This window comes from Sphingobium sp. FG58, from assembly GCF_057809055.1.
The window spans coordinates 295,624-317,003 of sequence record NZ_JBMDJF010000003.1 but is presented as its reverse complement, the minus strand read 5'-3'; the positions used below and the strand labels follow the sequence as shown (position 1 = coordinate 317,003).

Sequence of the window (21,380 nt, the reverse complement as noted above, 5' to 3'; positions counted from 1 at the left end):
GCTCAGGGCGAACGGCGTTGGGTTAGGCGCATACATTCTATGACATCACGATCGACCGTTCGTTGATCACAGCACTGGCCTTAGTCGCAATTTGACCTTAGAGCCTGATCCGTCATGGAAGAGGCCCGTTCCAATCCGCCCGCATCGTCCTTCGCCTATCGCCTGCGCCGCGACGCTGGCGGCGTGCTGGACCGTCTGCGCCCGCTCTGGCAGCGCCGCCTGTTCCGCTGGGCGGCAATCCTGCTGGGCGGCTTCCTGCTCTTTTGCGCGCTATTCTGGCTGATCTTCGCGCGCGGCCTGCCGGACGCGGCGACCTTGCTGGAATATGAGCCGCCGTTGCCCACCATCGTGCGCGATATCAATGGCCAGCCGGTCCACAGCTATGCCCGCGAACGGCGCGTCCAGCTGCAATTCAGCGATTACCCCCCGCAATTGATCCACGCCTATCTGGCGGCGGAGGACAAGACTTTCTTCGACCATCATGGCGTCGATTTCCCCGGTTTTGCAGGGGCCGTGGTCGATTATGCCAGCAAGCTCGGCTCCGGCCAGCGCGCGCGTGGCGGCTCTACCATCACGCAACAGGTCGCCAAGAATCTGCTGATCGGCGACGAATATTCGCCCACGCGCAAGGTGAAGGAGATGATCCTGGCCTGGCGCATGGAAAATGTGCTGACCAAGCAGCAGATCCTCGAACTCTATCTCAACCAGATATTCCTCGGTCGTAACGCATATGGGGTGCAGGCCGCCGCCCGCGCCTATTTCGACAAGGATGTGGCCGACCTCCAACTCCACGAAATGGCCTATCTGTCGATCCTGCCCAAGGGTCCGGCCAATTACCGCCCCGAAAGCCCGACCGGCCATGCCCGCGCGATCGACCGGCGCAACTGGGCGCTCGGCGAAATGGTCAAGAGCAACTGGATCACGCCCGCCCAGCGTGACGCGGCGATGGCCCAGCCGCTTGGCACAGTCGCGATGCACGGCTCCGGCTTTGATGCGCGGGCGGGCGGCTATTATATGGAAGAGGTGCGCCGTCGCCTGATCGCCCTGTTTGGGGAAAAGGCGAGCGATGGTCCCAACAGCATCTATGCCGGTGGCCTGTGGGTGCGCAGCCCCTATGATCCGGTGGTGCAGGAGAGTACCCAGAATGCCCTGCGCGGCGGGCTGCTGCGCTTTGACGCCGGGCGCGGCTGGTCCGGTCCGGTCGGCCATATCAATATCGACAAGGGCTGGGAGCGGGAACTGGCCGCCAGCTATATCGACGTCGATTATGCGGAATGGCGCGTCGCCGTGGTCGTCAGCCGCACATCGACCGACGCCCAGCTTGGCTTTTCCGACGGCAGCACCGGCACGCTCCCCGCCAGCGCCGCGCAGACCCCCTATCGCAAGACCGGCGGTCCTGCCTTCTCCGCGATGAAGCCCGGCGACCTGATCGTGGTCGCGCGCAACGGGGGAAGCTGGGCGCTGCGTTCCATCCCCGAAGTATCGGGCGGCATGGTGGTGGAGGAAGTCCATTCGGGCCGCATCCGCGCGATGCAGGGCGGTTTCGATTCGCGCCTCTCCAGCTACAACCGTGCCACCCAGGCGCTGCGCCAGCCCGGCTCCACCATCAAGCCGTTCGTCTATGCAGCCGCGCTCGATGGCGGCATGACCCCGGCCTCGATCATCGTCGATGGTCCCCTGTGCGTCTATCAGGGCGCGGGCCTTGGTCAGAAATGCTTTCGCAACTTCTCCGGCGGCAGCGCCGGGCCGCAGACGATGCGCTGGGGCGTCGAACAATCGCGCAACCTGATGACCGTGCGCGCCGCCAGCCAGACCGGCATGGAACGGGTCGTCCGCACCATCAAGACCATGGGCATCGGCGATTATCAGCCCTATCTCTCCTTCGCACTGGGCGCTGGCGAAACCACGGTCGAACGCATGGTCAACGCCTATGCGACGCTCGCCAATCAGGGGCGGCAATTCCCATCGCGGGTGATGGACTATGTCCAGGACCGGCGCGGCAAGGTGATCTGGCCCGAACGCTGGCGCGCCTGCGATGGCTGCAACGCGGCCAATTGGGACGGAAAGCCGATGCCGCGCTTCGGTTTTGAAGGCAAGCAGGTGATGAACCCGATGACCGCCTATCAGGTCGTCCACATCACCGAAGGCGTGGTCCAGCGCGGCACCGCCACGGTGCTGGCCGACCTCAACCGCCCGCTCTTCGGCAAGACCGGCACCACCAACGGCCCGACCAATGTGTGGTTCGTCGGCGGATCGCCCGATCTCGTCGCGGGCGTCTATATCGGTTACGACCAACCGCGCAGCCTTGGCGGCTGGGCGCAGGGCGGCCGCATCGCCGCACCGATCTGGAAGGCGGCGATGGCCCCCATATTGGAAACCATGCCAAAGACGCCCTTCGTTGCCCCCGCGGGCATCCGCATGGTCGCGATCGACCGGCGTTCGGGCAAGCGCGTCTATGGCGCCTGGCCGACCAGCGAACCCAAGGCTGCGGTCATCTGGGAAGCCTTCAAACCCGAATCCGAACCCCGCCGCACCATCCGCAAGGAAGAAGCCGAGGAACAGGCCAAAGTCGCCGCCACCCGCGCCGCCGCCCGGACGAGGGCGCGCACCGACAGCGACTTCCTGTCCGATCAGGGCGGGATTTATTGAAATCAACCCCACACCGTTCGGGGAGGATTGTGAAATTGCACGCGTGCGACCAATTGAGTTCCTCCCCCTCAAGGGCAGGGCTTTCGCATGTGACTTTTCGTTATCTCTCAACGTCATCCTGAACTTGTTTCAGGATCCATCATGCGCCAAAAGCCGCCGCTCGTGACGAGAAATGGACCCTGAAACAAGTTCAGGGTGACGAGTTAGGTGGGTACGGGTTCATCTGCGATAGCCCTCACCAGTCAGGGGAGGATTGATCTTCCCAAATCCGCCGCCCTCGGATAGGGGCGGTCGCTTGATGCGTTGACACGCCAGCCAATACCCGGAGACCACCCATGCGCGCCGAAGCGCTGCAATATATTGATCGCATCGACGCCGCGCTGGCCCTGCTGCGCCAGTCGCTCGACTGGGACCGCGCGCTGCGTCGCCTCGACGAGCTGAACGCGCGCGTCGAGGACCCCACGCTGTGGGACAATGCGAAGCTGGCGCAGGAGGTTATGCGGGAGCGGACCCGGCTGGACAGCGCCATCGGCGCGACCCGCGCGATCGCCTCGGAAAAGTCCGACACCGCCGAACTGATCGAAATGGCCGAGGCCGAGGGCGACGAGGAGATGGTGGCCGAAGCCATTGCGGGCCTGAAGGCGCTGGCCGACCGCGCGGACGAGGACAAGATCAAGGCGCTGCTGTCGGGCGAAGCCGATGGCAGCGATACCTATCTGGAAATCCACGCCGGGGCTGGCGGCACGGAGAGCCAGGACTGGGCCGAAATCCTCAGCCGCATGTATCGCCGCTGGGCCGAACGGCGCGGCTATAAGGTCGAACTGGTCGATTATCAGGCGGGCGATCAGGCGGGCATCAAGTCCGCCACTTTCCTGATCAAGGGCGAAAATGCCTATGGCTATGCCAAGACCGAAAGCGGCGTCCACCGCCTGGTCCGCATCAGCCCTTATGACAGCGCCGCGCGCCGTCATACCAGCTTCTCGTCGGTCTGGGTCTATCCCGTGATCGACGACGACATCGACATAGAGGTCAAGGAAAGCGACCTCAAGATCGACACCTATCGCGCGTCCGGCGCGGGCGGGCAGCACGTCAACACGACCGATTCGGCCGTCCGCATCACCCACGTCCCCTCCGGCATCATCGTCGCGTCACAGAATGACCGATCGCAGCACAAGAACCGCGCCACCGCAATGAACATGCTCAAGGCCCGGTTATACGAAGCGGAACTGGCCAAGCGCGAAGCCGTGACCGCAGGCGAATATGCGGCCAAGACGGAGATTGGCTGGGGCCATCAGATCCGTTCCTATGTGCTGCAACCTTATCAGCTGGTGAAGGATCTGCGCACCGGCGTCACATCGACAGCGCCCGACGATGTGCTGGACGGCGCGCTCGATCCGTTCATGGCCGCTGCCTTGAGCCAGAAGGTCACCGGCGAAAGCATCGATGTCGAGGATGTCGACTGATGCCATGGCGGGTGGCTCTGGCGGGCGTCCTTGCCTTGCTGGCCGCCTGCGATCGCCTGTCGCCCGGCAACGAAACGGAACGCGCGCCCGCCGCCGCGCCTTTCCCGCTCGCGCACCGTCCGGTCGCCCCGATCGTATCGACCCGCTGGTCGAGCGAGGAGGCGCGCGACCGGGTGAATGAGGCGGAGGACATCATGGACCGCGCCGGCATCCGTCCCGGCATGACCGTGGCGGACATTGGCGCGGGCGAGGGCTATTATACCGTCCGCCTCGCCACCCGCGTCGGCAAAAGCGGGCGAGTATTGGCCGAAGATATCATGCCCGAAGTGATCGAGGCGCTATCGCGCCGCATCACGCGCGAAAAACTGGACAATGTCAGCGTCAAGCTGGGTGCGCCGGAAGATCCGCGCCTGCCGGTCAACAGTTTCGACCGCATATTGATGGTCCATATGTATCATGAGATTGCCGAGCCATACGCTTTCCTCTGGCATCTCAGCCCCGCACTCAAAAAGGATGGCGAGCTGATCGTGGTCGATGCCAACCGTCCTACGGAACAGCATGGCACGCCGCCGCGCCTGCTGGCCTGCGAACTGGCGGCCATGGGCTTCCGGCTGGAAGAGGTCATCCCAAAACCGACCGCAGGCGGCTATCTCGCCCGCTTCCGCCGTATTGCCGCACGGCCAGACCCGGCCAGCATCGTCCCCTGCACCTTCCGCAGTGAAAATCAGGGTTAATACCGCCCTGATCCTTTCTGGTGATTGGCTGTTGTTCGCTGTTGCAATATGAAGATGTCGGGGAGATTCCAATCATGACCGACCATGCTTCGCTCGCCCCGCTTGGGCAAAAGCCCCGCATCGCCGCGCGGCACAAGATGTTCGAGCCGGTGGTGCTGCGCCTGCGCGGTACGCCGCTGCGCGCGCATATATTGGACCTGTCAATAACGGGCGCGCTTGCCCATTGTGATCATCCCCCGCAAGCGGGTGATCGCGTCAGGATAGAGGCGGAAGGGATTGTCGCCATGGCCCATGTCGTGTGGGTCCGGGCCAAACGCTTTGGCCTGCATTTCGACATAGCCCTGTCCGACGCCATAGTGCAGCAGGTCGTGCGCGGGGGTTAACCCTTGCGCCGCCAGCGCCGGAACAGCGATACGCCCAGAACCCCGCCGCCGACCACCGCCGCGATCGCCCCGCCAGCAGACGCCAGCGCCCATGCGCCCGCCGCCAGCAGCCCGGTCAGGAAATCGACGATGATGAGGGTGAGGTGGATCATCCGGGAAGGATGGGGCTATTGCCCCAATTCCTTCGCCTCCTGATATTTCAGCTCCAAAAAGCGGTTCTGCGTCGCCAGCTTGTCCAGATCGCCACTGGCCAAATTCTCGCTCATCCGTCCGATTTCCGCGTCGATGACGGCCAGCCCCTCGACCAGCTGCTTTTCCGGCACCCGGCCATTGCGTTCTTCGCGCCGCAATGGCTGCGGGATCGACTGATAGCCGGTCACCAGTTCGGGCAGATGGTCGGCCAGCAGCTTGCGCACCTCCAGCGCGGCAGGGTCTTGCGGTCCCAGCCGCTCCAGTTGCGGAGCCAATATCTCCAGCTTGACGCCGATACTGTCCACCAGCGTCACCGCCGGGGCGGGCAGCGCCTTGCGCTGATTCTCCAGCCAGATTTCGGTCTGGAGCGGCAGGGCGGTGAGCGGCGTTTCCGCCAGCGCCTCGGTCCGCACGCGGGTTTCCGTCGGCAGCAGGCCGATCAGCAGCAAAGCCGCGATCATCACGCCCAGCGCGATCATGATGCCGGTCGTCCCCAGCGGCACGACAAAGCCCGCGACCGCGCTGCCCAATATCACCGCCAGCACCGCCCAGAAGGCATATTTGACCTTGCGGATCAGCCCGGCATTACGCCGCTGCCGCGCCCGCGCGGTCAGGCTCTGCCCGCGCTCGCTATGACGCCGCAGCACCGCCTCGGCATCGGCCAGCACACGATCGGAACGGCTCATTGGACCCCGTCCTCGTTCGGGCTGAGCGAAGTCGAAGCCTTCCACTGAGCGGAGCGAAGTAGCCTCCCTATCGGTCGGCCGACCCCTTCGACTTCGCTCAGGGTGAACGGGAGATGTTTCATCCTCACCCCTCGATCGCGCTCAGCAAGGGATTGTCCGCCCGCGCTTCCTTCGACGCCTGCGCCTGCCCTTCGGCCCGCGCGATATAGCCCTTGGACTTTTCGACCTCGTTCGACAGCGTCGTCACCGTGGTTTTCATATTCTCCAGCGCTTTCAGCTTGAAGCTGTCGATATTGTCCATCGTGTCGTAGATATTCTGGAACGCGCGCTGCAATGTCTCGATCGGGATCGTGCTGGACGCGGCCTGCTCGTGAATCTGCGCGGTCTGGCTTTTCAGCAATTCGCCCGTCGAATCGATCATGTTCGCAGTGGTGGTGTTGAGCGCGGTGATCTGCTCCAGTACCAGCCTTTGCCCGACCAGCGCCTGCGCCACCGTCACCGCGGTGCGCAGCGCCGCGACCGTGGTGGTGGAGGCGCGGTCCACGCCCTTGACCAGTTCGACATTATTCTTCTTCACCAGATCGAGCGCCAGATAGCCCTGCACCGTCACTGCCATCTGGGTCAGCAAATCCTGCGTGCGCTGGCGAATGTAGAATAGCGCGCTCTCGCGGATCGCCTTCGCCTTGGTCGGGTCGGTCGAATCCAGCTCCAGCGCCTTGGCCTCCAGCCGCGCGTCCATGGTCTTGCTGATATGGATCATCTGTTCCAGGCGACCCATCGTCGCCCACATATTCTGCCGCTCGACATCGATCGCGGCATTATCCTTGATCAGCGTATCCTTGCCGCTGGCCAGCGATCCCAGGATGGAATTGATGTGGCTCTGCGCACTCTTATAGCCGTCGAAATAGTCGCGCATCTTGTTGCCGAACGGGATGATCCCGAACAGCTTTTTGCGGCTGGTCAGGCTGCCGCGCTTGCCGGGGTCCAGATCCTCGACCGTGCGGCGCAGTTCGGCCAGGTCCGCGCCGACCTTGCTGTCGCTGTCCATCGCCCGCACGGGCCGGTCGAGGAAGCGGTTGGAGTGGCCCGCTGCCTCGGCAATTTCCTTACGCCCCATATTGGTGAGCTGATCGACCCGAGCGCCAAATGCCGGCGAATTGGCGTCCTGCGCCACCAGATCGTCGATAAAGGCATCGACCTTCTCGTCCAGCTTGGACTTTTTGCCCTCGTCGATCGGCACCAGCCCGGCGGCCCTCTCGGCGCTGACGACCGGCACCGGGTCGGGGGGCGTCAGGCTGAACGGATCGCCGGAGGATGTTGCGGTCGTGGTGGGCGCGGTGCTGGCCATGCTATCTCCTTGCGGCTGTTATATGCGACTATAACACTGCATCTTCAATGCGGAACAGGCCCGAAATATGGCGCGGCCCCGCGCCCGATGCAAATGGATCGGGACATCGGGACGGAAAAGCCACGTCAGCGCTCGATCGCGCTTGTTTCGCACCTCGTCGCTCACGGCGTTGGCTGGACGCATTTGCTGCAGGAAAAAATCCTGCACGGCCATGATCGGTTAACGCGCTGATTTGGCACCATCTTGACGATCAAAACGTCAACATGACCGACAATATTCGTTCAGTTAATTATGGTTAACGGAAATACAGTTATCATTAAAATTGATGGCATAGAGTCATACTGCTAATATTCGAGTCGCCGAGATACTGGCGGTGGTCGCTCCATAAAAAATCCAAAATCGTCATAACAGACTGATCTTCGCGTATATTCGTCGGGGAGGATAGGATTTTGTCAGAATATGAAGATTTGAGAGAATGGTCCGCCATTCTTGAGAAGGATGTTCTTGTCCTCAACACAACGATGACATGCCCTTTGTCATGCGATTTCTGTTGTTACGGCTGTCATCCCGGTCGTAGCGAACGGATGCCGATCGACCAGGCGTTAAGCCTGATCGACCAGGCCGCGGCCATTGAGCATTTTTCCTCGGTCGGCTTCACCGGCGGCGAACCCATGGTGCATCGCGACGATTTTCTGGCGATGATCGACCGCTGCGCGCTGCACGGCTTGCCCTTCACCGTGGCGAGTTCTGGCTACTGGGGCGAAAGCGGGGAGGAAGCACGGGATTTGGCGGCGCGCATGGCGGCGTGCGGCCTGCGCCGGATGAACATCAGTTGCGACCCGTCCCACGCCGAATTCGTCACACCGGACGCGGTGACGCGGGCTGCCCATGCCTGCGCGGCACACGACATTCCCGTTTACATCGTCGGCACATTTGACACGCCCGGCGGCACGTTGCGCGAATTCGTACCGGAATTGGTCGATGTCCCCAATGTCCATCTGATCGACAAGATCGTGGCCAAGACCGGCCGGGCAACCAAATGGGATGTCGATTATGCCGCGCTGACGGGGCCGAAGGTCAAAACCTGCTACCGGCGCGTCCATCATGACATTGTCATATTCTGGGATGGCAAGACCTATCCCTGCTGCTCGACCTTCAACCGGGCGACGCCGGGTCTGGTCATGGGCAATGCATTTACCGAGCCATTGGCGCTGATCCGGGCGCGAATCGAGGCGTCGCTTTTGCTGCGCGTGATCAAGCGGGAGGGATTTCCGCAATTTTACGACATCATCGAACGGCTCGATCCGGCGCTCCATGCCGACATGCCGAAATTCGAGGATTATCCCGGTGCGTGCAGCACGTGCCATGCAGTGCTTCGCAAACCGCACATCGCCGCCCGCGTGCAGGCCGTGTTCGAAACCTACCGCACGCAGGAAATCATCAAAACAATGGACCGGGTCGAAGGGGTTTTGGGGAAGGAACGCGCTGCAGCCTTCTTCGGAAACATGCTCGAACACTGCAGCTGAACAGAGAGGAATATGGATATGGGTACGGCAAGAGCTACTCTGACGACCAAGTTGCAAGCCAGTCCTGCGGCGCGCGTGCGCTTCATGAACAGCTTTCTGGGCTTGCTCAAGGAACAGGGCGTCGACATTGACGATGCCGCTGCGATCAAGGATCTGGGCCTGCATCTTGATCTGACGGACGGCAAGGCGTGGTTCGACGGCAGCGTTGCGTCGACGAACATCATCACCATCAATCATTGATCCGGCGCGGGAGCGGGACGGCCGCCCGCTCCCCGCATCACTTCCCCAACCCCAAACCCCCAAGCCTTGCCGCGGCGCATCAATTCCTGTAGGGGCGCGCCCGAAGCCTCTGTGTGACCTCGTGTCGGCCAGGGGAGCCCATATCCCAAAGGCAAGACATGTCCCTGCGTAATATCGCGATCATCGCGCACGTCGATCACGGCAAAACCACCCTCGTCGATCAGCTTTTCCGCCAGTCCGGCACCTTCCGCGACAATCAGCGCGTCGAAGAGCGCGCGATGGACAGCAACGACCTCGAAAAAGAGCGCGGCATCACCATCCTGGCCAAGCCGACCTCGGTCGAGTGGGAAGGCACCCGCATCAACATCGTCGACACGCCCGGTCACGCCGACTTTGGTGGCGAAGTCGAACGCATCCTCTCCATGGTCGACGGTGTCGTCCTGCTGGTCGATTCGTCGGAAGGCGCGATGCCGCAGACCAAGTTCGTGACCGGCAAGGCGCTGGCGCTGGGCCTGCGTCCGATCGTCGTCGTCAACAAGGTCGACCGTCCCGACGAGCGTATCCAGGAAGTGCTGGACGAAGTGTTCGACCTGTTCGTGTCGCTCGACGCGACCGATGAGCAGCTCGACTTCCCCGTCCTCTACGCGTCGGGCCGCAACGGCTATGCCAATGAAGATCCCACGCTGCGTTCGGGTACGTTGAAGCCGCTGTTCCAGAAGATCGTCGATCATGTGCCGGCGCCCGCCGTGGAAGTCGACGGCGTGCCTTTCACCTTCCTGGTGACGCTGCTTGACCGTGACAATTTCCTCGGCCGCATCCTCACCGGTCGCGTGACCAGCGGTTCGGTGAAGGTCAACCAGGCGATCCACGCGCTCGACATGGATGGCAAGGTGATCGAAACCGGCCGCGCGTCCAAGATCATGGCATTTCATGGCCTCGATCGCGTCCCCGTGGATGAAGCCAAGGCTGGCGACATCATCTCGCTCGCCGGTCTGGCGGTCGCGACCGTCGCCAACACCATCTGCGACACGTCGGTCACCGTGCCGATCCAGGCCCAGCCGATCGATCCGCCAACCCTCTCGATGCGCTTTGCCGTCAACGATTCGCCGATGGCTGGTCGTGAAGGCACCAAGGTAACGAGCCGCATGATCCGCGATCGTCTGGCCCGCGAAGCCGAATCGAACGTGGCGGTTAAAGTGACTGAGAGCGCCGACAAGGACAGCTTCGAGGTCGCCGGTCGCGGCGAGCTTCAGCTCGGCGTCCTTATCGAAACCATGCGCCGCGAAGGCTTTGAACTCTCGATCAGCCGCCCGCGCGTGCTGTTCGGCGAAGATGAAGATGGCGGCAAGACCGAGCCCTATGAAACCGTCATGATCGACGTCGATGACGAATTTTCCGGCACGGTTGTCGAGAAGATGAACCTGCGTAAGGCGGAAATGACCGACATGCGCCCGTCGGGCGGCGGCAAGACCCGCATCACCTTCTCCGCCCCCTCGCGCGGCCTGATCGGCTATCATGGCGAATTCCTGTCCGACACGCGCGGCACCGGCATCATGAACCGCCTGTTCGAGAAATACGGCCCCCACAAGGGCAAGATCGAAGGCCGCAAGAATGGCGTCCTGATCTCCAACGGCGCGGGCGAAGCCAATGCCTATGCGCTGGGTCCGCTCGAAGAACGCGGTATCCTGATGGTCGGCGTGGGCGAAGCGCTCTATGAAGGCATGATCATCGGCGAAAATGCCAAGCCCGACGATCTGGAAGTCAACCCGATGAAGTCCAAGGCGCTGACCAACTTCCGCGCCAGCGGCAAGGACGACGCTGTCCGCCTGACCCCGCCGTGGAAGCTGACGCTGGAACAGGCCATCGCCTATATCGATGACGATGAACTGGTCGAAGTCACGCCCAAGACGATTCGCCTGCGCAAGCGCTACCTCGACCCGAACGAGCGCAAGCGCATGAGCCGCTCGAAAGCGGCCTAAAATAATTCCTCCCCAGGCTTGCCTGGGGAGGGGGACCGCCGACATAGTCGGTGGTGGAGGGGCAGGGGCGTCACAACGCTCCCGCCCTTTTCCCATTCCAAGGACAGACCCATGGCCGACCTCTATCTCAAAGCCCTTACCTCCGAGCGTCGCGCCCTGTGGGCCGAATGTCGGCTCAAAGGGTTGGCCAAGGACACGGTCCAGCGCCAGCGCATAGTCGAGATCGACGCTTTGCTCGCGGCGCATAAGGCAAAACAGGACGGCAAGCCCACTGCCTGACAGTCGTGGCCACTACCTACGTAACTAAGTTGCATATCAACACCCTGTCGTGTCACTTTAGGACGTGACGCAAACCGAATCGCAACCTTGCTGGTGTGATATGCGTTGGCTGGGCCTTTTGATGCCTTTGGTTCGTTCATAGGCAAAAGCGTCCAAGCAAGAGGAGCGATGGAGTGGCGGACACCCTGCCAGCCTTGAGCGAGGGAGAAAAGCAGTGCCTGCGGCTGGTGTCGCAGGGCTTCAATTCTAAAGAAATCGCACGGCAGCTCCATGTCTCGGAGCATACGGTGGATCAGCGCGTCCGCACCAGTTTGCGCAAGTTCGGCGTGCCGTCCCGCAAGGAAGCCGCGCGCCTGTTCGTTTCGTTCGAGCAACCACAGCCCCAAAGTGGCACATATCAGCCTTTGATACATCAAACGCAGCGGCTTGCCTCCGATGCCTGTCCTGCGTCATCCATCGCTCAGCCGGACAGGCCGGATGAGCAGACGGAACGCAAAACGCTCCTGCGCCGCATCCTCGCCTTCGGCCCGCCGCTAGGGGGATCGATCAATGAACTGAGTATCGATGGCCGCATATTGGCGATGATCCGCGCCGCCGTACTGACCGGCGTTGGTGTCGTCACTCTGCTGCTGCTCATTGCCGGGGCCTTCAAGGCGCTGGCCTGATCCTTCCTACATTGCCACGCTGACAACGCACCGCCTGCATGGCGTCGTGCGAAGGAGATGACTTGTGCTTAATCTTGATCCCGCAAAGACCCAGGCCGTCGCCGATCAGACCAAGCAGGCTTTTGCCGCGCTGGACGTCGCGCTCGTCGACACCGCGCAGCTGACCACCGCCTTCCTCACCGCTGCCCAGGATTCCGGCCTCACCGCCGCTGAAAGCCAGCGCATCATCCTGCGCATCCATGAAAGCGCGACCAAGATTATCGAGGGGCGCAGCGACATGATCCGCGCGACAGCGCTGCTGACCCGCTGTATCGAACAAAGCCAACATGCCGTCACGGCTTTTGGATGCCCGTTGGGGATGGACGCGCCCGTGCAGGACGATGTGCAGCGCCACCTGACCCTGGTCGCCTGACCAGGTGGAGCCGTCGGCATTGGGTAAACGTTTGATTTCTCCCCCCTCTCAACCGGTGATCAAATGCTGGCGGCTTCTTTTTGGCTTCTGATGCTTCTGACCTGCGCTTTCGCGCTGGCGTTTGGCGGGCGGGACGGGCGACGCTTCGTCGTCATCTCGGTGGCAGCGGTGCTGTTCACCATTCCCGCCCAACTCGCCGGATCGTGGCAGGCGACGCAATATTGGCTGATGACGGTCGATTTGTTCACCTTTGCCGCGATGCTGTGGCTGATGCTGCAAAGCCACCGTTACTGGCCGGTCTGGGTCTCCGCCTGCCAGCTGATGACGGTGCTGTCCCATGTGGCGACGCTGCTGCTCCAGAGTTTTTCCGACCGCATCTACGAAGGGCTGAACACGGTCTGGATCATTCCCCTGATGCTCTTCACCATCATTGGCATCGAACTTGATCGAAAGTCGCTCCATGACCGCGCATATCCCGCCTGAGAGCATTGTCCCCAGCCAGGAAGCGGCCGACCTCATCGTCGCGCTGCAACGCTGTCTCAGCAATGTGCATGCGCGGCAGGAGGATGCGGCGGTTCTGGATGGCGATGGCGGTGGCCAGCTCGCCACGCTCGCGCGCTACATCGAAGCGCGGCGGGCGCGTGCCACCTTGCTGGGCCAAAATCTGTTCAGCGACCCTGCCTGGGACATGCTCCTCCTCCTCTATCAGGCGGGGCTGGAGGGACGGGCGCTGACGCTGGAGCAACTGAGCGAAAAATCGCGCCTGTCGATGAGCGTCGTTGTTGGCCAGGTCGGTGTGTTGGAACGGCGCGGCCTCCTGGACGAACATCAAACCTCACCCAACAGCCGCCGCCGCCGCGCGATCTGCCTGTCGCCGCTGGCGGTCGATGCCATGTCCTCCTGGTTCTCTCTCGCCTTTGTGACAAACGTCTGAGACTTGCCGGTCAGCCCCGCGCGAACGCCGGGCGGGGCAGGCTGGCCAGCGTCACACTGCTCCCGGCCATCAAAGCGATGGTCAGCCACAGAAACGGGCCATAGCCCCCGGTTGCATCGAACAATGCCGACGCCCCCAGCGGCCCGGTGGCGGTGCCGACCGAAAGCGCCATCAACAGCCCGCCATAAAGCCCGCCAAAGGTCTTGAGGCCGAAATGCTGGGTGGTCAGATAGACGATCACATCCACTTCTGCGCCGAGGGTTAGCCCGACCATCGCCGCCGCTGCCGCCTGCGCCATCCAGCTGTCGCCGCCCGTCAGCAGCAACAGGCATCCGATCGCGGGCAGCAGGAACACGGTCGCCCCCACCATCGACGCGCGAAACCGGTCGAGCAGCAGCCCGGTCGCCAGTCGCCCGATGACGGAAAACAGCCCGACCAGCGCAGCCACGCCCGCCGCCGCCATCCGGTCCGCGCCCCGGTCGGTCAGGATCGGCACGAAATGCACCACCAGCGCGATGATCGTGAAGGTGAAGAGCAGGCTGGCCAGCAGCAGCCGGTGATAGATGGACGATCGCAACCCTTCGCCCAATGTCACCCCGGTCAGCGCCGGCCGCGCCTCCACCGCCGCCTTGCCGCGCCGGTCATGCGCGCCGCGAAAAAAGAGGAAGATCATCGGGAAGGCGATCACCACCCAGATCGCCGCCTGGAGCGGCGCGGCTGTTTGCCAGCCATATCGTCCGATCAGCCAGCTACCCAGCAATGGAAACAGCGCCGCGGCCAGCGATGCGCCGCACAGGGTCACGGCAAAGGCCAGCCCGCGCGATGCGGCAAAGCGGGTCGCCACCGCACTCGTCCACACCGTCGCCTGCACCGGCAGCGTCGCCAGCGCCAGCAGGCTCCACAGCATCAGCCATTGCGTCTTGTCGCCGCTCGCCGTCCCCAGCATCGCAAAGGCGCCACAGGTCAGCAGCACCCCCACCAGCCCGAACAGACGCGGCCCCAGCCGGTCGACCATCAGCCCGATCGGCACGGAGAACAGCGCCTGCACCAATGTCGCCAGCGTCAGCCCGATAGTGGTCTGCGTCCGGGACCAGCCGAAAGACTGGCTGATCGGCTCGATATAGGGGCCAAGCCCGTAAATATGGATGACGCTGGTGGCATAGCCCAGCCCCGCCGCAATCGGCAGCACCGGCGACCGCCGCCATTCCGCCCCGGCCGTCAAAGCCCCCGCCTGCGTCATCCCGCTCTCCTCATCCGATTCTGTCTTGCGCCCAGACTAGCGCGTCCGATCAGAAAAGCGAGAGTATCTCATTTATATCGTGACAATGACCGGGCATATCACGCATCCCTAAACTCAGACTCGCCATGCCCGCACGCCGCTCATATAGTCGCGCCCACCATCCTTCCCCGTGAAAGCCCTTCATGCATCTTCTCATCGGTCTTGCGGGCATCTTGCTCATCCTTGCCATCGCCATTGCCCTGTCGTCCGACCGCCGCGCCATCCGGTTGCGGGTCGTGGGCGCGGCCTTCCTGTTGCAGGCGGGCATTGCCCTGCTGGTTCTCTATGTTCCCGCCGGACGCGCGGTCATTGCGGGCATGTCGAAGGGGGTGGCCAATCTGCTCGGCTATGCGCAGGCGGGCACCAATTTCATCTTCGGCCCGCTCGCCAGTCCCGAAATCGGCGGAGCGAGCTTTGCCATCGCCGCGCTGCCGGTCATCATCTTCTTCGCCAGCCTGGTGTCGATCCTCTATTATCTGGGCGTCATGCAGTTCATCGTCCGCTGGGTCGGCGGGGCGATCGAGGCGGTGACGGGCGTGTCGAAGGTCGAAAGCCTGTGCGCCGCCGCCAACATCTTCGTGGGGCAAAGCGAAAGCCCGCTCGTCATCCGCCCCTATCTGGCGGGTCTCACCCCGCCGCAGCTGTTCACCGTGATGACCAGTGGCATGGCCGGGGTCGCGGGCACCATCCTTGCCGCCTATGCCTCGATGGGGATCAAGATCGACTATCTCCTCGCCGCCAGCTTCATGGCCGCGCCCGGCGGGCTGCTGATGGCCAAGATCATGATGCCCGACACGCGCCTGCCGGTGCAGGGCGAATTGCCGCTGGGTGACGATCCCGACATTCACCTGCCCGAAGCGCGGATCAGCGGGGCGGGGCCAGCCGCGCTGTTGCCCGAAGGCACGCCGGGCGAACCCATGCCGGTCGCCAGCCATGACGAGGAAAAGCCCGCCAACATCATCATGGCCGCCGCGCAAGGCGCGCAGACCGGCGTGAAGCTCGCCGTCGCGGTCGGCGCGATGGTGCTGGCCTTCGTCGCGCTGGTCGCGCTGGCGAACGGCATATTGGGCGGCATTGGCGGCGTATTCGGTTATCCCACGCTCAGCTTCCAGCAACTGCTGGGCTATGTCTTTTCGCCGGTCATGTATCTGCTCAACATCCCATGGGAGGAGGCGCAGGTCGCCGGCGGCCTGTTCGGCACCAAGGTCGTGCTGAACGAATTTGTCGCCTATATCAATCTGGGGCAGGTGCAGGGGACGCTATCCCCCGCCAGCATTGCCATCGTCACCTTCGCGCTGTGCGGGTTTGCCAATTTCAGCTCGATCGCGATCCAGATGGCGGTGACCGGCAACCTGGCCCCCAACCAGCGCCCGATGATCGCCAAGCTCGGCCTGAAAGCGCTGGTCGCGGGCAGCCTCGCCAACCTCATGAGCGCCGCGCTGGCCGGCCTGATGCTCAGCCTGCGCTGAAACATTGCGTGTTCCCGCGCAGGCGGGAACCCAGTCCCGCCGTCGAACTGGATTCCCGCCTGCGTGGGAACACACTGTCTCCAAACGCCGGTGGACCGTCCAGCACGGACCCGTAACGAAACTCTATCCCTCCCCAAGCAAATCCATTATGGTTAACCACATGGGGGCAAACAGACTTTTCGCGGCCGCGCTGGTGGTCACGCTGGGATCGGCTACGGCCATGGCGCAGGCGCCAAAGCCGGGGGCGCTGGAGACCTATAAGGACTGGACCATCGGCTGCGACAATCGCAACCGCTGCGAAGCCGTCGCGCTGCTCCCCGAAGGCGGCGACCTGCCCGACATTCCGCTGATGATCGGCATCGCCCGCGCCGCCGGACCCGATGCCCAGGCCGAAGTCTGGATCAGCCGCGAGGGCAAGGGCCAGGCCGACATCACCCTGTCCGTCGATGGCCGCAAGATCGCCAGCGCCATCGCCCGCGACGGCGAAGCCATAATCCGCGGGCCACAGGCATCGGCCCTCGCCATCGCCATGGCGCGCGGCTCCACCATGGAAGTGCGCGCTGGTGCCAAGCTCTATGGTCGCCCCTCGCTTGCCGGGGCAGGTGCGGCGCTGCGCTATATGGATGCGCGGCAGGGCCGGGCAGGAACCACCACCGCTTTGGTCGCGACCGGCGCGCTTGGCCCCACGGCTGTGAAACCCGCACCGGCAACCCCCGCCATCCGCCGCGCACTCGTCCCCGCCGGTCCCGCGCCCGCCGCCCTGTGGCGTGAGGAACTGACCGCGCTCGGCAAATTTACCGGCTGCACCGACGAAATGCGCAGCGACCAGACCCTGGACCTGCAACGCCTCTCCAAAACCGAAACGCTCATCCTCGTCCCCTGCGGGTCGGGTGCCTATAATTTCTCCTCCGTGCCGGTCATCGCCACCGGCGTGCCGGGCCGCCGCGCCTTCCGCTTCGCCGCCTTCGATTTCAAGCCCGGCTGGAGCGAGGAAGCGGGCCACCCGATGCTGGTCAATGTCGGCTGGACCCCGGAAAAATCGCGCCTCGACAGTTTCGCCAAGAGGCGCGGGCTGGGCGATTGCGGCGGCAGCGAGGCCTATGTCTGGGACGGTCAGCGCTTCCGCCTGATCGAAGCGACCAGCATGGGTGAATGTCGCGGCGCCTGGCACTGGATCACCACCTGGACCGCCCGCGTCGTCGAGTAAGCAGGCGACAATCCTTCCATTACCATCGGAATTTCCCAAACCCGTTCGCCCTGAGCTTGTCCGAAGGGCTGTCCTTCTTCTGCGCAAGGCAGGACAAGGCTTCGACAGGCTCAGCCCGAACGGGTTTGGGGGGAGAGGGGGATAGCCTCTCCTCACACCATCTGCACCGCCGCCGCAGCACGACAAATCCGGTCGCGTCCCGATTGCTTGGCCTCATAGAGCGCCGTGTCCGCCGCAGCGATTGCGCCATCCACCGCGTCCCCGGTCCAGCGGCATACCCCGGCGGAAAAGCCGATCGGGCGACCATGAATCCGGCCGATCGGTTCCTGCCGCATCTGGCTGGCGATCCGCGCCAGCGACCAGCAGGCTTCGTCCTCCGCCGCGCCATGGAAGAAGATCACAAACTCCTCGCCACCCCAGCGCGCGACCTTGTCGACGCGGCGCAACTGCGCGGACAGGCGATCGGCAAAGGCGGCCAGCACCCGGTCGCCCTCATCATGGCCCAGCTGATCGTTCACCTGCTTGAAATGGTCGATGTCGATGATGGCGACACAACCCCGGCGTTGGTCCTTGGACAGGGTATCGATCTGCGCCAGAAAGCCGCGCCGGTTGGCAATGCCGGTCAGCGGATCTTCATGCGCTGCGACCTGTAGGTCATCGATCTGCGCGCGCGCCGTGCTGGCGGCGCGATGCACCCCGGCATAAAGCGTCTGGATCACATCGCCCATTTCGGGCAGCGCGGTCTCCGCCTTGCGATTCAGCGTCTCCGCCAGCGCATGAATGGGATTGAGCAGCGCGCCGATGCCAATGAGGGCGATTGCCGTGCCGAAGAGCGTCATCAGCGTCAGCAGGACAAATTCGGTCAGCGCGATCCGCCCGGTCGCCAGCCCCCAACTGCTATAGCCCAGCAGCGGCAAATGGGTGGCAATGAAGCAGAGCGTGAAAAGACGCAGGCGCAGCGAGCGCGGGAAGATGAAAGATGTCGCGAGATAGAAATGCATGGACAGCCCCGTAATTGCGAATGAGCCGCAAAGTCGGGGGGCGAGCTAAATGGATTCCAAAGAAACAGGGTTAATTTGGCCAAGCGGGACGAGCCGTGCCATAGCTGAGTCAGATGGCGGCGCGATCAGCGCGACGCGCCCGGCACCCATTTGACATCGCCCGCGCCATTATCATTCACCCGCCGCGCCAGCACGAACAGCAGGTCGGACAGCCGGTTGAGATAGGCGAGAGCCTGCGGGTTGAGCGCGACCTCGACCGCCGCAGCGGTCGCGCTGCGTTCCGCCCGCCGCGTAATCGCACGGGCCAGATGGATGGCGGCAGCGGCAGGCGATCCACCGGGCAGGATGAAGCTGTCGAGCGGGGCCAGATCGGCATTCATCGCGTCGATCTGATCCTCCAGACGCTTGACCTGACTGGCTATGATCCGCAGCGCCCATGGCTCGTCCGCCCCATCGGGGATCGGCGTCGCCAGATCCGCGCCCAGATCGAACAGATCATTCTGGATCGTCGTCAGCCATCCCGCTTCGGGCCTATCGCCCATTGCGATGATCGCCAGGCCAATCGCGCTGTTCGCCTCGTCGACATCGCCCACCGCCTGCATCCGCGGCGCGTGCTTGGGCAGGCGCGATCCATCGACAAGACCGGTCGTCCCCGCGTCGCCGGTGCGGGTGTAGATCTTGTTCAGCTTGACCATGGGGGTCAGCTATTGCCCTTGGCAAGCAGCATGATGGCAACGATGATGATCGCACCGGCCTGAAACAGCACGCGGTTCAGCATCATCTTGTTCTGCTTGAGCCGCGAGGGGCCGGGACCGCTGCCTTCGGGCGCGTTCAGTTCTTCCTTGGTGACCTGAAGGAAGCTGATGATGCCACGGATCAGCGCAAACAAGGTTGCGGCCATGGCAAGGGCAAGGGCGATGACAAGGACGGTATTCATAAGATGGCTCTAGGCGCTTGCCAGCCTGATGCCAACCGGAAAGCGCCTGTCCCTTAGGTCAGCGACCAGGCGCGCCGGGTCCATGCCCTGCGCCCGCAAATCCGCCAGCGCGATCGACCCGCTCCGCTTGGCCAGCCGCCTGCCATCCGCGTCCACCAGCAAGGGATGATGGATATAGACAGGGGAGGGGAGGTCCAGCAGCGCCTGCAACAGCCGATGCACGTCCGTCGCGCCCAGCAGATCGTCGCCGCGCAACACATGGCTCACCCCCATCGCCGCATCGTCCAGCGTGCAGGACAGATGATAGCTGGCGGGCGCATCCTTGCGCGCCAGCACCACGTCGCCATGGGCGAGGGGATGGGCAGTGTGCCAAATCACACTCAATTCGTCATCCCCGCGCAGGCGGGGATCCATCTCCCAACTTTGCGTCCATTCGATACCGTCGGAGATGGATTCCCGCCTGCGCGGGAATGACGGGGAGGAATAGGACGTCGCCCGCCATTCCACCACCCCGACCCGCGCCACCGCCTGCCCCATATCGATCCGCCAGGCATGAGCCTCCCCCGCGTCAATCCGCCGCGCCCGCTCATCCGCGCTCAAGCCCCGGCACGTCCCCGGATACACCGCCCCCTCCGGCCCATGCGGCGCGCTGGCGCTGGCGGCAATATCGGCCCGCGTGCAGAAACAGGGATAAAGCAGCCCCATGCCCCGCAACCGCTCCAGCGCCGCGTCATACTGCGCCAGCCGCTGCGACTGGAACATGACCTCGCCGTCCCAGCCTATCCCCAGCCAGCGCAAATCCTCCATGATCCCAGCAACATGCTCCGCGCGGCTGCGGGTGCCGTCGATATCCTCGATCCGCAGCCGGAACGCGCCGCCCGCCGCCCGCGCCATGTCATGCGCCAGCAGCGCCGACCAGGCGTGGCCGACATGCAGCCGCCCGGTGGGGCTGGGGGCAAAGCGGGTCACCATATGCTGTGGTGCGACGGATGATGTCATACAGGCTCTTGACGGGCGATATTGGTTGATGCTGTCATGCGGATGTCATGTTGCTGATGGATCAGCAGCGTCGGCAAGGGGGTAGAGGCTTTCTATGTACCATCCCGACCTTATACGGCACCCGGAGAATTGTCCGGCACTGGTTTTGAACGCTGATTACACGCCGCTCAGCTATTATCCGCTGAGCCTGTGGCCGTGGCAGACCGCGATCAAGGCGGTTTTTCTCGACCGGGTCGACATCATCGCCTCCTATGCGCGGCAGGTGCATAGCCCCAGCCTGGACATGAAAATCCCCTCGGTCATCGCGCTCAAACATTATGTGAAGCCGTCCGAGCATCCCGCCTTCACGCGCTTCAACCTGTTCCTGCGCGACAAGTTCAGCTGCCAATATTGCGGCAGCACCAGCGACCTGACCTTCGACCATGTCGTCCCGCGCCGCGCCGGTGGCCGCACCACATGGGAAAATGTCGCGACCGCCTGTTCACCCTGCAACCTCAAAAAGGGCGGGCGCACCCCCAAGCAGGCGGGGATGCAGCTCCACGTCCAGCCGATCCGCCCGACCAGCTGGCATTTGCAGGAGCATGGCCGCGCCTTCCCGCCCGGCTATCTGCACGAAAGCTGGCATGACTGGCTCTATTGGGACGTCGAGTTGCTGGCGTGAGGCTGGCGCTGGCGCTGCTGCTTCTGACGCCCGCACCCTTGGCCGCGCAGGAGGATCATTCCGGCCTCACCCGCGCCAAATATGTCCGCAACTGCCTGATGTGCCATAGCGCGGCCGCGCCGGAGGGGGTGTCGCCCGCCATATTGACCGGCCTCTATCCCAAACCCGGCCTTCAGCCCGCCGCCGCCATGCCCGGTGTCACCTGCTGGCGCCGCTGCACCCGCTGCTTCGCGCCCGATCGCCCACCGCCACAATCGCGCTAGGCATTGCAGAGAAAACATGTTCCGGCGCAGGCGGGAACCCAGTCCCAGCGCCGAACTGGGCCCCCGCCTGCGCG

Annotated in this window: 25 protein-coding genes; 17 read left to right on the top strand and 8 right to left on the bottom strand. The window is 63.6% G+C overall.

Annotation, left to right across the window (positions count from 1 at the left end):
- Positions 1-114: 114 nt before the first annotated feature.
- From ACODR8_RS06325 to ACODR8_RS06310, 4 genes are all read left to right on the top strand, one after another.
- Positions 115-2,649 (top strand): penicillin-binding protein 1A, encoded by a 2,535-nt coding sequence (locus ACODR8_RS06325; protein WP_489006430.1) that lies wholly within the window; start codon positions 115-117, stop codon positions 2,647-2,649.
- Positions 2,650-2,984: 335 nt separating this feature from the next.
- Positions 2,985-4,112: a peptide chain release factor 2 gene (gene prfB / locus ACODR8_RS06320; protein ID WP_489006429.1), complete on the top strand. Its 1,128-nt coding sequence runs from the start codon at positions 2,985-2,987 to the stop codon at positions 4,110-4,112.
- On the top strand, positions 4,112-4,846 hold the full coding sequence (locus ACODR8_RS06315) for a class I SAM-dependent methyltransferase (RefSeq protein ID WP_489006428.1): 735 nt from the start codon (positions 4,112-4,114) through the stop codon (positions 4,844-4,846). Before prfB ends, ACODR8_RS06315 begins: the two co-directional genes overlap by 1 nt.
- Positions 4,847-4,920: 74 nt before the next feature.
- Positions 4,921-5,229 (top strand): PilZ domain-containing protein, encoded by a 309-nt coding sequence (locus ACODR8_RS06310; protein WP_489006427.1) that lies wholly within the window; start codon positions 4,921-4,923, stop codon positions 5,227-5,229.
- Here the strand turns inward: ACODR8_RS06310 and ACODR8_RS06305 are convergent.
- The 3 genes from ACODR8_RS06305 to ACODR8_RS06295 form a co-directional block, all read right to left on the bottom strand.
- A complete protein-coding gene (locus tag ACODR8_RS06305) occupies positions 5,226-5,381 on the bottom strand; it encodes a hypothetical protein (RefSeq protein ID WP_006951571.1) in 156 nt (51 codons plus the stop codon). The two genes, ACODR8_RS06310 and ACODR8_RS06305, sit on opposite strands and share 4 nt — an antisense overlap.
- A 15-nt stretch (positions 5,382-5,396) precedes the next feature.
- Positions 5,397-6,107, bottom strand: coding sequence for a hypothetical protein (locus ACODR8_RS06300; RefSeq protein ID WP_489006426.1), 711 nt, complete (start codon positions 6,105-6,107; stop codon positions 5,397-5,399).
- A 124-nt stretch (positions 6,108-6,231) separates the two neighbouring features.
- A complete protein-coding gene (locus tag ACODR8_RS06295; protein ID WP_217675383.1) occupies positions 6,232-7,455 on the bottom strand; it encodes a toxic anion resistance protein in 1,224 nt (407 codons plus the stop codon).
- 93 nt (positions 7,456-7,548) lie between these two features.
- Here ACODR8_RS06295 and ACODR8_RS06290 point away from each other — a divergent pair, with 93 nt between their 5' ends.
- From ACODR8_RS06290 to ACODR8_RS06250, 9 genes are all read left to right on the top strand, one after another.
- Positions 7,549-7,686, top strand: coding sequence for a hypothetical protein (locus ACODR8_RS06290; RefSeq protein WP_489006425.1), 138 nt, complete (start codon positions 7,549-7,551; stop codon positions 7,684-7,686).
- A 290-nt stretch (positions 7,687-7,976) separates the two neighbouring features.
- Positions 7,977-8,981, top strand: coding sequence for a radical SAM/SPASM domain-containing protein (locus tag ACODR8_RS06285; RefSeq protein ID WP_489006424.1), 1,005 nt, complete (start codon positions 7,977-7,979; stop codon positions 8,979-8,981).
- Between the two features lie 18 nt (positions 8,982-8,999).
- Positions 9,000-9,221, top strand: a complete 222-nt coding sequence (locus ACODR8_RS06280; RefSeq protein ID WP_037488795.1) for a hypothetical protein — start codon at positions 9,000-9,002, stop codon at positions 9,219-9,221.
- 158 nt (positions 9,222-9,379) lie between these two features.
- Entirely contained in the window at positions 9,380-11,200 is a 1,821-nt protein-coding gene (gene typA / locus ACODR8_RS06275) for a translational GTPase TypA (protein WP_006951577.1), read from the top strand.
- 111 nt (positions 11,201-11,311) lie between these two features.
- On the top strand, positions 11,312-11,479 hold the full coding sequence (locus tag ACODR8_RS06270) for a hypothetical protein (RefSeq protein WP_294132965.1): 168 nt from the start codon (positions 11,312-11,314) through the stop codon (positions 11,477-11,479).
- A gap of 173 nt (positions 11,480-11,652) precedes the next feature.
- On the top strand, positions 11,653-12,144 hold the full coding sequence (locus ACODR8_RS06265) for a response regulator transcription factor (RefSeq protein WP_489006423.1): 492 nt from the start codon (positions 11,653-11,655) through the stop codon (positions 12,142-12,144).
- A gap of 64 nt (positions 12,145-12,208) precedes the next feature.
- Positions 12,209-12,556, top strand: a complete 348-nt coding sequence (locus tag ACODR8_RS06260) for a hypothetical protein (protein WP_119744786.1) — start codon at positions 12,209-12,211, stop codon at positions 12,554-12,556.
- A gap of 90 nt (positions 12,557-12,646) precedes the next feature.
- Entirely contained in the window at positions 12,647-13,039 is a 393-nt protein-coding gene (locus tag ACODR8_RS06255; protein ID WP_489006422.1) for a hypothetical protein, read from the top strand.
- A complete protein-coding gene (locus ACODR8_RS06250; protein WP_489006421.1) occupies positions 13,017-13,490 on the top strand; it encodes an ArsR family transcriptional regulator in 474 nt (157 codons plus the stop codon). Before ACODR8_RS06255 ends, ACODR8_RS06250 begins: the two co-directional genes overlap by 23 nt.
- Positions 13,491-13,500: 10 nt before the next feature.
- On the opposite strand, the gene ACODR8_RS06245 is transcribed toward ACODR8_RS06250, so the two are convergent.
- On the bottom strand, positions 13,501-14,730 hold the full coding sequence (locus ACODR8_RS06245) for an MFS transporter (protein ID WP_489006420.1): 1,230 nt from the start codon (positions 14,728-14,730) through the stop codon (positions 13,501-13,503).
- 182 nt (positions 14,731-14,912) lie between these two features.
- Between ACODR8_RS06245 and ACODR8_RS06240 the strand changes: the two genes are divergently transcribed.
- Both ACODR8_RS06240 and ACODR8_RS06235 read left to right on the top strand, forming a co-directional pair.
- Positions 14,913-16,238, top strand: a complete 1,326-nt coding sequence (locus ACODR8_RS06240; RefSeq protein ID WP_489006419.1) for a NupC/NupG family nucleoside CNT transporter — start codon at positions 14,913-14,915, stop codon at positions 16,236-16,238.
- A 160-nt stretch (positions 16,239-16,398) separates the two neighbouring features.
- On the top strand, positions 16,399-17,445 hold the full coding sequence (locus tag ACODR8_RS06235; protein WP_489006418.1) for a DUF1176 domain-containing protein: 1,047 nt from the start codon (positions 16,399-16,401) through the stop codon (positions 17,443-17,445).
- A gap of 152 nt (positions 17,446-17,597) precedes the next feature.
- Here the strand turns inward: ACODR8_RS06235 and ACODR8_RS06230 are convergent, their stop codons facing one another.
- From ACODR8_RS06230 to gluQRS, 4 genes are all read right to left on the bottom strand, one after another.
- The gene (locus ACODR8_RS06230; protein WP_489006417.1) at positions 17,598-18,446 is read right to left on the bottom strand and encodes a GGDEF domain-containing protein; all 849 of its coding nucleotides are present in this window, start codon (positions 18,444-18,446) and stop codon (positions 17,598-17,600) included.
- Positions 18,447-18,571: 125 nt separating this feature from the next.
- Positions 18,572-19,141, bottom strand: coding sequence for a cob(I)yrinic acid a,c-diamide adenosyltransferase (locus ACODR8_RS06225; protein WP_489006416.1), 570 nt, complete (start codon positions 19,139-19,141; stop codon positions 18,572-18,574).
- Positions 19,142-19,146: 5 nt separating this feature from the next.
- The gene (locus ACODR8_RS06220) at positions 19,147-19,383 is read right to left on the bottom strand and encodes a twin transmembrane helix small protein (RefSeq protein WP_119744769.1); all 237 of its coding nucleotides are present in this window, start codon (positions 19,381-19,383) and stop codon (positions 19,147-19,149) included.
- Positions 19,384-19,392: 9 nt separating this feature from the next.
- Positions 19,393-20,382, bottom strand: a complete 990-nt coding sequence (gene gluQRS, locus ACODR8_RS06215; protein WP_489006415.1) for a tRNA glutamyl-Q(34) synthetase GluQRS — start codon at positions 20,380-20,382, stop codon at positions 19,393-19,395.
- Between the two features lie 94 nt (positions 20,383-20,476).
- On the opposite strand from gluQRS, the gene ACODR8_RS06210 reads away from it, so the two are divergent.
- Together ACODR8_RS06210 and ACODR8_RS06205 are read left to right on the top strand one after the other, a co-directional pair.
- The gene (locus ACODR8_RS06210; RefSeq protein WP_119744765.1) at positions 20,477-21,043 is read left to right on the top strand and encodes an HNH endonuclease; all 567 of its coding nucleotides are present in this window, start codon (positions 20,477-20,479) and stop codon (positions 21,041-21,043) included.
- A complete protein-coding gene (locus ACODR8_RS06205) occupies positions 21,040-21,306 on the top strand; it encodes a hypothetical protein (RefSeq protein WP_489006414.1) in 267 nt (88 codons plus the stop codon). Before ACODR8_RS06210 ends, ACODR8_RS06205 begins: the two co-directional genes overlap by 4 nt.
- The last annotated feature ends 74 nt before the right edge of the window (positions 21,307-21,380 follow it).